The organism is Bacillus sp. WC2507 (genome assembly GCF_052656125.1).
Genome location: NZ_JBQXPN010000001.1, coordinates 4964729 through 4977757 on the forward strand (window position 1 = coordinate 4964729; position 13029 = coordinate 4977757).

The 13029-nt window shown below is 35.3% G+C and carries 14 protein-coding genes; 1 reads left to right on the top strand and 13 read right to left on the bottom strand.

The window, feature by feature from the left end:
* Window positions 1–8 precede the first annotated feature (8 nt).
* Window positions 9–962: a helix-turn-helix transcriptional regulator gene (locus ACUN28_RS26220; protein ID WP_016089311.1), complete on the top strand. Its 954-nt coding sequence runs from the start codon at window positions 9–11 to the stop codon at window positions 960–962.
* 28 nt (window positions 963–990) lie between these two features.
* On the opposite strand, the gene ACUN28_RS26225 is transcribed toward ACUN28_RS26220, so the two are convergent.
* From ACUN28_RS26225 to ACUN28_RS26285, 13 genes are all read right to left on the bottom strand, one after another.
* Window positions 991–2436 carry a DUF4367 domain-containing protein gene (locus tag ACUN28_RS26225; protein WP_016089312.1) on the bottom strand — a complete coding sequence of 482 codons (1446 nt, stop codon included), beginning with the start codon at window positions 2434–2436 and terminating at the stop codon, window positions 991–993.
* A complete protein-coding gene (locus ACUN28_RS26230) occupies window positions 2402–2959 on the bottom strand; it encodes an RNA polymerase sigma factor (RefSeq protein ID WP_016089313.1) in 558 nt (185 codons plus the stop codon). Before ACUN28_RS26230 ends, ACUN28_RS26225 begins: the two co-directional genes overlap by 35 nt.
* Before the next feature lie 181 nt (window positions 2960–3140).
* Window positions 3141–3575, bottom strand: coding sequence for an HIT family protein (locus tag ACUN28_RS26235; protein ID WP_000388965.1), 435 nt, complete (start codon window positions 3573–3575; stop codon window positions 3141–3143).
* 62 nt (window positions 3576–3637) lie between these two features.
* Window positions 3638–4015, bottom strand: coding sequence for an OsmC family protein (locus tag ACUN28_RS26240; RefSeq protein ID WP_016089314.1), 378 nt, complete (start codon window positions 4013–4015; stop codon window positions 3638–3640).
* Window positions 3990–5417 carry an amino acid permease gene (locus tag ACUN28_RS26245; protein WP_016089315.1) on the bottom strand — a complete coding sequence of 476 codons (1428 nt, stop codon included), beginning with the start codon at window positions 5415–5417 and terminating at the stop codon, window positions 3990–3992. The genes ACUN28_RS26240 and ACUN28_RS26245 overlap by 26 nt, the downstream gene beginning before the upstream one ends.
* 204 nt (window positions 5418–5621) lie before the next feature.
* Window positions 5622–6266, bottom strand: coding sequence for an amino acid ABC transporter permease (locus ACUN28_RS26250; protein WP_000345969.1), 645 nt, complete (start codon window positions 6264–6266; stop codon window positions 5622–5624).
* Complete coding sequence (locus ACUN28_RS26255; RefSeq protein ID WP_016089316.1) at window positions 6267–6923, bottom strand: amino acid ABC transporter permease; 657 nt, start codon at window positions 6921–6923, stop codon at window positions 6267–6269.
* A 100-nt stretch (window positions 6924–7023) separates the two neighbouring features.
* Window positions 7024–7854 (bottom strand): glutamine ABC transporter substrate-binding protein GlnH, encoded by an 831-nt coding sequence (glnH, locus tag ACUN28_RS26260; RefSeq protein ID WP_016089317.1) that lies wholly within the window; start codon window positions 7852–7854, stop codon window positions 7024–7026.
* Window positions 7855–7866: 12 nt separating this feature from the next.
* Entirely contained in the window at window positions 7867–8595 is a 729-nt protein-coding gene (locus tag ACUN28_RS26265; protein WP_016089318.1) for an amino acid ABC transporter ATP-binding protein, read from the bottom strand.
* Window positions 8596–8731: 136 nt separating this feature from the next.
* A complete protein-coding gene (locus ACUN28_RS26270; protein ID WP_016089319.1) occupies window positions 8732–10192 on the bottom strand; it encodes an alanine/glycine:cation symporter family protein in 1461 nt (486 codons plus the stop codon).
* Between the two features lie 158 nt (window positions 10193–10350).
* On the bottom strand, window positions 10351–11322 hold the full coding sequence (locus tag ACUN28_RS26275; RefSeq protein ID WP_016089320.1) for a phosphotransferase enzyme family protein: 972 nt from the start codon (window positions 11320–11322) through the stop codon (window positions 10351–10353).
* A gap of 23 nt (window positions 11323–11345) precedes the next feature.
* Complete coding sequence (locus ACUN28_RS26280) at window positions 11346–12032, bottom strand: CPBP family intramembrane glutamic endopeptidase (protein WP_016089321.1); 687 nt, start codon at window positions 12030–12032, stop codon at window positions 11346–11348.
* 197 nt (window positions 12033–12229) lie between these two features.
* Window positions 12230–12829 (bottom strand): TasA family protein, encoded by a 600-nt coding sequence (locus tag ACUN28_RS26285; protein ID WP_016089322.1) that lies wholly within the window; start codon window positions 12827–12829, stop codon window positions 12230–12232.
* Between the last annotated feature and the right edge of the window lie 200 nt (window positions 12830–13029).

Here is a 13029-nt window from a genome sequence, read left to right on the forward strand (position 1 = left end):
TGATACATTTGTCAAAAGCTAAACGCTTATTAGATATTCTTATATTTGCTTCTGCCAAAAAGACATTTACAGCTCAAGAAATAGCTGATGAATTTAATATTTCCGTTCGTACGGTTCATAGATACATTTTAGATTTAAGTGATATGGGATTACCCATTTATGCTGAACAAGGTCGTAATGGAGGATATAAAGTATTAACAAATAGGGTCATTCCACCTATCTTATTTACGGAAGAAGAAGCGGTCTCCATCTTTTTTGCCTTTCAATCTTTAAGCTACTACCGAGACCTGCCTTTTAATACAGAGATCAATTCTGTTACACATAAACTGTATAGCTCTCTACAACATGATGCGAAGACGAAAGTTGATAAAATACGTTCTTATATCGCTTTTTGGAATCCAAAGAGAACAATTGATACACCTCTTTTAAACGAAGTATTAACAGCCGCTATTGAAAATAAAAATTTACACTTTCAATACGAATCTAAAACAGGAATAAAAACAAAACATGTTCATCCTATCGGTGTATACGCTCATGATGGTCTATGGTACTTACCATCCTATGACTTCAGCAGAAAAAAAGTATTACTGTATCGCGTTGATCGTATTCTTTCTATATTATCAACAGAAGAAAATGAAGAGACGTTCATGAATTTAGAAGAATGGTTCGACTCGAGCTCTAACATAGTACACATTCCTACCCAGTTACATGTCTCATTAACAGCAGAAGGTGTGCGCCAATGTAAAAGCGTTCCTTACCTTGAAGAATTCGTGGTAGGAAACGAAGACGGGACAGGATATATACATTCAACAATTGATAAAGGTGAAATCAATTTTATTACCCCTTTATTTTATAGACTTGGAAAAGATGCACGAGTTTTAGAGCCAAAAGAATTGATAGATAGTTTACGTATACGTGCGAAAGAAGTTTTACATATGTATGAAGACGAAAAAAGCTGCTAGATATAAGCAGCTTTTTGTTTATTTGTTCCTATTGTTTTGACTGTTGACGAATATCAATCCACCAACGATATGACGCATTCATATTTTCAGTACTTCCATTCCCTCTGTAATGGAAAGCATCCAAAAAGATTGAATCTAGTTTATCTTCATCTACAAAATAACCTAAGTTAACTTTTACCGTTTCTCCTGGTCGGATACTGCCAATATTGTAGAAGCTTTTCCCATCTCCGTGAGGCTCTAAATAATCAACTTCTCCCGTCATAATACGCGTTGCTTCCATTCCCTCTTCTTTAGCGTATTTCCATGCATTCCCTTCAAATTTAAGCTGCTTTATGGATGGATGCATATAGATTTCTTCTGTCGCCTGTTTACCAATATTTCTCACTGTAGTTGTCAAGTAGACAAATTTAACATTAACTAATTGCGAATCTACTAATGTATCAATTGAATCTTTACCATTCCCTAATTTATATACATCCCGTCTGTACGATAGCAGTTTTCCCGTCTGATCTAAAGCCTTCTTCTTGCTTAATATCCCTAGGCCAAGTTCATTAAAGTTCTCTTGTTTAAAATCTTTAATCGAATCAAAAACTTCAACTTTTTCTATCACATATTCAATTTGGCTGTTATCCATAGATATCGTTACTGGAACCTTTTGCCCTATATGAAATAGTCGTTTGCTATCTTTTTTCAAAGGAATCACTTTAGGTTTTTTAGGTTCATCTGCTTGGCTAAAATATTTTTTATCATAATTTGATATATGTGATGCCTTTTCTTTTGACGTGGGCTCAAGTGAAATATTCCCTAAGACATCTATCATTTGTTCTTCATTTATATCTGATCCAATAAAGCTTTCTAACATAATCCCTTCTTTCTCAAAAAAGAGAAAAACCTTCCTATCAAACATTACATTGTTGTTTCCAGTTTCTTTATGAACAATTACTGCTTTCTTGCCACCTATCTCTTTTTCTTTGTAGCTTTTTGAATATAAAGTTTGAAAGTCCGCATTTTCCCCTACTCTCCAAAGACTAAATGAAAAGCCTCCATTTGCGTCGTTATCTTTAAATGAATATTTCATAGCACTGTCATCAATTGCTTCCATATTTTCTGGCAATTTACCAATCTTCAACTTATACCACTTGTCACTCTTTTTCGAGTCATTGTTTGTTACTGAAACATTTACTTCGTAATTTTGTTTTTGGACAATCATATTATAGACTTTCACTGCCCCAAAAACGGTTGTCGGCATGCCAATCAATAAGCAAGCAGCAGCGATTAACATACGATGTTTTTTACGTTTTTTACGCTTTTTCTGCGGTTGTCCATCTTTCAGCTTCATTTCCTCCATAAACAATTTCTTTTTGCGCGTATATGTATGTGAAAATTCATGCTGTTCTTCGAGTTTATCAAAATCATCTAAAGCAATTTTTTCAGCAAGTTCATATATTTCTTTGGAGTTCTTTGAATTCGTCATGTTGTATACCTCCTATCATATTTTGAACTCGTTTTCGAGCGCGTTCAAACTGCTTACGGACATTGGCCTCCGTTATCCCCATGACACTTGAAATTTCTTGATACGTTAAGTTATAGAAGACTTTGTACTTAAACACCTGTCTGTTCGATTCATTTAACTCTTTTAGCAATGTATCAATTTGAACCTCAGACATTTTACGTTTTTCCCAATCTTCAATATTTTCATCTACTGCTTCTGTTGATTCTCTTTCATATTCTTCTAAGAATGTTTCATGTCGTTTATTTTTCCGATAACTATCAATCGCCTTGTTTTTCGCGACCCTCAAAATGTAGTGTTTAAGCTCTTCAGTGCTCAAGCTATGGAGCTTTTCCAAGTTCTTATAAAGAGTAATAAACGTCTCTTGAACCGCATCTTCAGCCTGCTGAATATTATTTAAAATAGAATAAGCCACATAATAAATTTTTTGTTCGTACAACTCATATAGCTCTTCCATCTTTTCATAATCGTTGTTTGTAACTTTCATATAATTCCTCCTCTCACTCTATATAACGAATGAGCGCTATACTTTGTGACACTGCAAAATCTTTTTATAGATAAAATTTAATAATAGAATAAACAAAAAGCTCAATTTCTCTATTGTAACTGAGAAATTGAGCTTTTTGTTTATTGTAATTTTCCTGACTGCCCCGTTAAAAACAACTCTCTTACGCCTTTTCAGTAAGCAGCATTTGCTCTATCGCTTCTTTTAACAAATTCTTTGTCTCTTCCAAGTTATAATTCTTCTTTTCTCCTAGCTGTACCGTATAAAACTCAGCAAACGAGCGCTCTTTATATCTTGGTACGACATGCATATGGTAATGTGTTAACTCGTTAAAGATTCCACCATTTTGGCAAATTGTAATTCCGTCAGGTTTATATAATGCCTTAATCGATTTTGCAATCAGCTTAGAAGCATCCATAATGGATTTTGCCACAACATCATCTAATTCGTCTACTTCTACAACATGTTGCTTTGGCACAATTAAAGTATGTCCTGGATAGAAAGGTTCATGATCTAAAAAACATGTTACATAGTCATCTTCATATATTTTATATATAATTTCTTCTTCGTTGGCTAATTTACACCCTAAACATTCCATCATATTTCCCCCTTTATTAAAAACATAAAAACGTGAGAGCCGTATTCTCACGTTTTTATGTTTCATTTTATTAGTTCAATTGTTTCCGTAACCTTTATACTATCTTTTACAGATTGAACAATCGTACAATTTTTCACTGCAAGTTGCAGCGCCTTGTCCAACTGCTCTTCTGTAATGTTTTGTGCCTTGATTTTATAGTGGAAATGAACACTTTCAACTGGTTTTGATACAGCTTCACTTCTACCAATTTCAGTCTCAATTGTAAACGTATCGTATGGAATACGTTTCTTTTCTAAAATTGTTCGGAAGACAATTGCACTACATCCTGCGATAGAAGAAATGAGTAATTGTAACGGTGAATACCCGTTTTCTTTTCCAATCGCTAATTGACCATACGATAAATCTGCTTCTATATCATCGTGTTTGATTGTTAGTTTCATTTGTTTTTTCCATCTCCACTTTCATCGGGTTCTTCCGTTTCTTACTCATATAATAATATATATAGCAGAAAATGATAAATGGAATACCACAGTATAACGCCATTCTTTGTTCAGGAATAAACGCTAAACTAATAACAACGATGCTATTTGTAATTAAAGCTAAAATTGGAACAATCGGGTATAGTGGTGTTCTATACTTTAAGTCCTCTAACTTTCCTCCGCCTTTTATATACTGACTTCTAAAGCGAAGTTGCGATAAAGCAATAATGATCCAACTTGAAACAGCCGATAAACCAGCTATCGATAATAAGTACATGTATACTGTATCTTCTGCAAGGAAACTTGTGAATAGAGATAACCCAGCTACCGCAATCGTTACGACTAACGCTGTAATTGGAATACCACGCTTATTTACTTTCTGGAAAGATGTTGGTGCCATTCCTTCATTTGCAAGTGACCATAATATACGAGTTGCCGCATATAAGCCTGAATTCGCTACAGATAGTAACGCTGTAATAATAACGAAGTTCATAATATCAGCTGCGTATGGAATACCGATTTTATCAAATACAACTACAAATGGACTTTCAATTACCCCTGCTTCTTTCCAAGAAATTAATCCTACTAAAATCGTCATTGTTAAAATGAAGAATAACATAATGCGCCATACTGTATTACGGATCGCACGTGGAATTGTTTTTTCTGGATTTTCACTTTCTCCCGCTGCAATCCCGATTAATTCTGTTCCTTGGAACGAGAAGTTAACTGTAATCATTGTAAGTAATACGGCAGCTAGTCCATTCGGGAATAACCCGCCATCGCTTACAAAGTTAGAGAAAAGAGGTGCTGCTTCTTTTCCATCGTATGGTAAAAACCCTAATAATGCACTACCACCAAGAACAACAAACGCAAGAATTGTAACTACTTTAATACTAGAGAACCAAAACTCTAATTCAGCATAACTCTTCGCTGAGATAGCGTTTGAAGCATATAAAATAACGCCGAATACGAGACACCATACCCAAACATCAACATTCGGAAACCATCTTTTCATCATTAAACCGATTGACGTTAACTCTAAACCTACTGTCACTGCCCAGCCAAGCCAATATAGCCAGCCAATCATAAAGCCCGTTCCTGGTCCAATAAACTTCGTCGCATACTTTTGGAAAGATCCTGAAACTGGCATTGCTACCGTTAACTCTCCAAGACAAAGCATTGTTAAATACATAATAAATCCGCCCACTAAATATGAAAGGATGGCTCCCCCTGGTCCAGCCTGATTAATGGTGTAACCTGAACCTAAGAAAAAACCAGTCCCGATTACACCACCTAGTGCGATCATAAATAAATGTCTACTCTTCATCGTACGATGTAATTTCTCATTCGTTGGTTGCTGCATCTAAATCCTCCCCCTACCGATACCCCTATATCTTGTTAAAATTTTCTGATAATAAAAATATACACGAAAGCGATTACAATTTCTATATAAAATTAAAACTTTTCTGATAAAATAATATAAAAAATCTAATTATTGCAAGATTTAGATTCTATTTAGAGGAAAATAAGGAGAAACAAGGAAAAACCCTTACATATATTGTAAGAGTCAACGAAGTTCTAATCTTCTCGATAAAATTGATAAACTATAATTTACGATAAAGTACATACAAGCTACTACTATAAACGTTGGAATCGTATAATTTACATTCTGTCCGCTAATAATTTGGGCATTATGCATAAGCTCTGGCAGTGATATAACAACTGCTAATGATGTATCTTTCAGCAATGAAATAAACTGACTGACAAGCGGCGGGACCATTCTTCTTAATGCTTGTGGTAAAATAATATGCCACAACGCTTGAACATACGTTAATCCTGAAGATCTTGCGGCCTCAATCTGTCCTTTTTCAATAGATAATAAACCACTTCGAACAATTTCAGATATCATCGCTGCTTCAAATATTGTTAAAGCAACAATTACGGCCGTTATAATTTCTAATTTCAAGCCTGCTTCTGGAAGTGCAAAATACGTGAAAAATATAATTAAAAGTAGTGGTAAGTTTCGAATCACTTCAACGATAATCCCTAATATTTGTGAGACGACAGGTATTTTCATGTAGCGCAATATCCCTATTACACTACCAATAATAAAACTAAGTACAATCGCGACGAGCGCTACCTCTAACGTTATAAGCAATCCTTTTAATAAAAATAGAATATGATCACCTGTTATGGCTCCCTTAAAATCCATTTACACCGCCTCCTTTGCCAAGCGTTTTTCTAAATAACGCACTAGCATACTGAGCGGAATTGTTAATATTAAATAAAACATCCCGACAAATATATAGACATCGAACGTAACAAACGTCTTCGTTGAAATTAAGTCCCCTTGATACATTAAATCTGTCCCAGCAATAATTCCGAGTATAGAAGAATTTTTAACTAAATTGAGAAATTGATTTCCTAGAGGAGGAATTACGATTTTCATCGCTTGAGGTAAGACAACATAATACATCGCCTGTACATACGTTAACCCTGAAGACCGTGCTGCTTCCATTTGTCCTTTCGCGACTGATAAAATGCCTGCCCGAATGACTTCCGCAATAAAAGCTGCAGTATACACAGTAAGCGTAACTGTTCCTGCTACAAAACCATTTAAAGTGATTCCTATTACAGGTAAAGCGAAATAGAATATAAATGCAATTAATACGAGTGGAATATTTCTTACAAACTCCACAAAAGCTGATCCTATCCAATTTAAAATACGAATAGGTGCAATACGCATTACAGCCAAAATTAAGCCTAAAATAAAGCTTCCTATTAATGCAATTACACTAGACATAACTGTATATTTAAAGCCTTCTAAATACATATCAATGTTATTTGTTAATATAGAAAAATCAGGCACATATTCTCCCCTCTTTCTTTACAAGAAGAGGATGAGCATCCCTCATCCTCTCACTCTTACTATTCACTAGGAATAAAAACCCACTAATTAAAGTTTCACTTTACTTCTCCTGTTTTTGACCAATCCATTTTTCATACAATTTATCGTATTCCCCATTCGCTTTCATATCTTTTAGTAAGCTATTAATCTCTTTCGTCAAATCATCCGCACCTTTTTGCACCGCAATTCCGTACGGTTCATCCGTGAAAATTTTCCCTACAACTTCATAATTTGAATCTTGCTTTGCCATTCCGTAAAGAATTGCGTTATCTGTCGTTAAAACATCACCTTTACCCGCTTTTAACGCTGTAAATGCCTCACTATAATTTTCAAATTCTAATACAGTCGCTTCTGGTGACTTTTGACGAATGTTATTTGTAGATGTTGAGCCTTTTACAGCTAATACTTTCACACCTTGTTTTATATCATCAATACTCTTAATATTGCTTCCTTTTTTCACAAGTAACGATTGCCCTGCTTTAAAATATACATCTGAGAAATCAACCTCTTTTTTACGTTCTTCCGTAATTGTCATCGTCGCGATAATTGCATCAATATCACCATTTTTTAGTAGTGGTATACGCGTTTTAGACGTTACTTCTTTTAATTCTAGTTTCTTTTCATCTCCGAGAATTTTTTTCGCAAGTGCCTTCGCGATATCAACATCGAATCCTTCTACCTGCCCTGTTGAAGGGTTTTTCAATCCGAATAAATTCGTATCATTCTTCACCCCAACTGCTAATTTCCCGCGCTTTTTAATTTGCTCTATGGCCCCGCCTTGCTTCGTATTCGTTTCTTTCGCCTCATCTTTTTTACTGCCACATCCAGCAACGATAAGTACGAATAAACAAGAGAATACGATTAAGGTAAATAACTTTTTCATTTTAAGCATGAAATTCCTCCTCTAATGATTTAACACTCGGCTTAAAAATAAACGAGCTCTTTCTTGTTCTGGGTTTGCAAAAAATGATGCTGGTGTTGTATCCTCAATAATTTGGCCCTCATCCATAAATAAAATCCGATCTGCTACTTCTCGCGCAAATCCCATCTCATGTGTGACAACAACCATCGTCATCCCTTCTTTAGCTAGCGTTTTCATAACATCCAGTACTTCCCCGATCATCTCCGGGTCAAGAGCAGACGTAGGCTCATCGAATAGCATAATTTCCGGCTGCATTGCGAGCCCCCTAGCAATAGCTACCCTTTGCTGTTGTCCTCCAGATAATTGATGCGGATATACACTAGCCTTCTCCGGAATTCCTACTTTCTCTAAATAAAACATCGCTGTTTTCTCAGCTTCCTCTTTTGAAACTTTATTTACTTTAATAGGTGCTAGTGTAATATTTTGAAGAACCGTTTTATGTGGATATAAATAAAAATGTTGAAAGACCATCCCGATATTTCGGCGTAATTCATTCATATCCGTTTTGACATTGTGTACCTCCGTATTTTGTACAATTAACTCTCCATCTGTAATTGTCTCTAGCTGATTTATACACCGAAGCAACGTGCTTTTTCCTGATCCTGAAGGCCCAACCACTACTACCACTTCACCTTTTTTCACTTGCACATTAATATCTTTTAAAACTTGAAAATTGCCATAATATTTATTTACATTACGAAATTCTATCAACATACTCCCCCTTCCCTTAACAAAGCATGTACATTCTTTTTATATTCAAAAATAGGCAAAAAAATAACTACCTGCCTCATTTTCCCCATAAAAAAAAGCAAAGGGATTTCCCCTTTGCTTTTTCATTTCTATTCCATTAAGATACTTCTTCTTTCTTATCTTTGCCGTATTCATGCTCCCAGAAATCAGCATTTTTAATACCTAATGGTCCTGGGTCGAATACTGGATCTTTTCCTTCTTTTTTCTGCTTTTCATAATCCTTTAATGCAACTAATGCAGGTTTTTGTAATAATAAAATCGCAATGATATTTACCCATGCCATAATTCCTACACCGATATCACCTAAAGCCCAAGCTGTTGCTGCTGTTTTTATACAGCCGTAGAATACAGCTCCTAAAAATACAAATTTTAGTACCATAGACAGCCAAGGACGGTCTTTATCACGATTTAAGTACGCGATATTCGTTTCTGCAATGTAGTAATACGCCATAATTGTTGTAAATGCAAAGAATAGTAACGAGATTGCAACGAAACCGTTTCCAAATCCAGGGAAAACAGATTCTACCGCTGCCTGTGTATATCCCGGTCCTGGCTGAGCACCATTTAATTTATTTACAATAAAGTTTTTTCCGCTTGCATCAAATACGTTATACATGCCTGTAATAATCATCATAAATGCTGTTGCTGAACAAACAAATAATGTATCAATGTAAACGGAAAATGCTTGCACTAAACCTTGTTTAGCTGGATGTGATACTTCCGCTGCTGCTGCCGCATGTGGTCCAGTTCCTTGTCCTGATTCATTGGAATAAATACCACGTTTTACTCCCCAAGAAATTGCTAAACCGATAATACCACCGAAAGCCGCTTCTAATGCAAAAGCACTTCTTATAATTAACATAAATGCTTCTGGCAATTTTTCAATATTCATAGCAACAATAACGCAAGCTACTAAAATATAACCAACTGCCATAAACGGTACGACAACTTGTGCAACGTTAACGATTCGCTTTACGCCACCGAAGATGATAATAGCTAATACAACAACTAATAAAGCCCCTGATACGGTAGTGTTAATTCCAAAAGCTGTTTCTAAACTTACGGCAATACTATTTGCTTGCACACCTGGCAATAAAAGCCCCGTTGCAATAATTGTCGCTGCAACGAATACTAATGCATACCATTTCACACCTAAACCTTTTTCAATGTAATAAGCAGGTCCACCACGAAACTGTCCTTGATGTTTCGTTTTATATATTTGCGCGAGTGTTGATTCCACATAAGCTGATCCTGCTCCTAAAAAGGCTACTGCCCACATCCAAAATACAGCTCCTGGTCCACCGAATGCAACCGCTGTTGCTACCCCAGCTATATTCCCTGTCCCAACGCGTCCTGATAACGAAAGTGCTAACGCTTGGAATGAAGAAACACCAGCCTCTGATTTTTCTCCTTGAAATGTCAGCTTCACCATTTCTCCTACATGCCTTACTTGTAAAAACCTCGTTCGAATGGAAAAATATAACCCTACTCCTAAACATAAATAAACAAGTGCTGGACTCCAAACAATATTATTTATCCAATTTACGATAGCTTCCAATATTCCCCCTCCTTCTTTATAAAGAATATTCTGAATATATATAAAATTATAAGTGTATACCGAATCTAGGACAATATTATTTTAATAAAGTAAACATATTTTTGTATAAAAAAACAAAGTATATATTGTTTTATATACTTTGTTTTGAACTGAATGTATTATATATTCACAATCGCTTCTTTTTTTATAATTCTTTCATGAAGTTGTTCAGCTAATTCTCTGAAATGATCTGGCATATCTTTCCCTTTAAACTTCTTCTGGAGCGTCCCGTACAAACCTATATCGCGTAAACGTAAAAATAATGGTAATGATTCATACCAACTATCCGCAAGCTTATGTTCATATTCGTACCCTTTTCTTAACACTTGTAACTGTTTACGAGCGAATGTCGTCTTCTCCTCCACTGTCCAAGGTGTAAAAAGAACAGAGTAATAAAGAACCATTGCCAAATCATGAATGAAGTAATTATAAGCCGCATCATCAAAATCAAAGATTGTTAGCTCTTTACCATCATAATGAAAATTACCGGGATGGATATCACCGTGCATAAGGCCGAACGTTTCTCTTTCAATGGGAAGAGCCTTTATTTCATCCATTAATACCGCTGCAATCTTTTTCACTTGATCATCTTCTAATTCATTAACAATCCCACTTTCGTCTTCTTCCCACGTATCACGATAATCTGTTTTAGGGTAGTTCATTGTTAGGCGATGCAGTTGGCCAATCGCCTTTCCCCATGCTTCAAAGTAAGCATCTCCCCAATAAGGCGATCCTTCCCCTTTTACTTGCTCACCTTTTGCATATGTAAATAAAGAAGCGAAAAAGAAAGTTTCATCCTCTGCTCTAATTTCTTCTACAAGGTTTTGAGACGCTGAATAAAGAGGCCCTGCTACCTTTGCCCCATTCTCCGCAACATATCGTAAAAAATCTAATTCAGCTTCGACTTCTTTTTTTGAACGATGAGAAGAATGGGTTAAACGCAATACGTAATCTTTACCACGATCACCCTTCGCCTTAAAAATATAATTTTCAAAATCTCCAAGCGGCTTCTCTTCCACTGTTACATAAAATGCCTTTGCTGCTCTTGCTAAAATCTCTTTTGTAAAAACTCGTTCTACAGCTATTTCCATATATATCCCTCCTATATATCTTCTTAATTCGACATAAATGTTAAAAGTACTGCTATGAAATTGAATAGTGCGTGGGCAATCATAGCTGATAAAATAGAATTTGTTTTCTCATATAACCATGCAAATACTACCCCACTCAAAAAGTTCACCGGTAATGTGTTATATGTGGGAATATGGACAACGGTAAATATGATAGAACTTATAAACATACCGCCCCACATGCCATACCTATCACGAAAAAATGTATAAAAAACACCGCGATATAAAATCTCTTCATAGATCGGTGATATAATGGCCGCTCCAATTACCGCGATACAGAATGAATATATTGATTTATCATTTTGGACCGTCTCCGTTTTACTATTTTCAAAAGAAATGCCGACTTTCTCCATTATCATTAATACAGCAACACTAACTACAAGTAAGAAAATAACCGCTCCAACTGTCCATAAGAAATCTTTCCATGAAAGCTTCCGAATTCCAATATCTTTCCACGACAGGTTATATCTTTTTATACAAAAAAGATAAACTACAGTAGTAAAGATCACTGCCATTATAAATCCCATTAATACTCCAGCATATAATGAGTTACCTATTATTTTTAAAGCGTAGTCATAAAAAAGAGATTCAACAGTTACTGGAACAATAATAAATACAAACATAAATAAATATAAGATTTCTTTCCATCCCCACATATACCTCAAAGTCATCTATACCATCCCCTATACCCTATTTTCTATAGTATAAAAGATGACGTAACGTAACTTTCAAGCTTATTTTTCCAAACAGCCCAAGCATAATTTTCTCACAAAAAGAAAAAGGTTGATTCACTAAATCAACCTTTACACTATTAAAAGTTCTATTCATTAATTCTTCATCAATTGATTCTCGTATATAACATTTATTTTTATTTCTCTTCACCTTTTGTCTGCATTGAATTGAAAGTCCAATTTAATTTTAATGAATCTCCTTGAAATACATTTTGCTCTTCATCGTTATCTACAAATGTGAACATTACATAAAAAGTATCATCATCACCAGGAGCAAGTCCATTTCCTTCTCGGTCTACAACACCTTTTTGTACAAGATTAGGAATACTTCCGTTTTGCGTAGCTACCTTTAATTCAGATAATGTAGTAGACCAAATTGGAACTTCATTTTTATCCAAATTCCACAAGAAATCAACTCGGATATGATCACCAAAATCAGCATTTCCATTATCTCCTTTTGCATCGATTACACTGTAATCTGTCAGGAGTTTCACATCTCCTATTGCTAAGGTTCCTTTGTTAATTAATTGAAAACCGCGCTCCATTTCATCACCTGGTTTCAGATTGTCGACATTAATAACAACTTCAGGATTCACACTCAAATCTAAAGTACCCGCTGCAAACGTGTTTTGTGATACTTCCTTATCACTAAAATACGCATATGTTCCCCCACCAATTAAAGATAAGCCCAGCGCTGCAGTTATGACACCCATACCAAGTTTTTTCTTCATACCCATTTCACAAGTCCCCCTATTTTTAAAGTTCAAACTACAAACCTTATTTCCATCCCACAAACAATAATCATTAAGCAACTACCTTGTCCCATAACGAAAGAAAACTAACTTTAAACTAGTTACTTCTTGTGCCCAAACAACTATTACTTTTAAAATGACCGGTAATATTACCAAGAATCATTACCGGTCATTCGTTAGCCAAT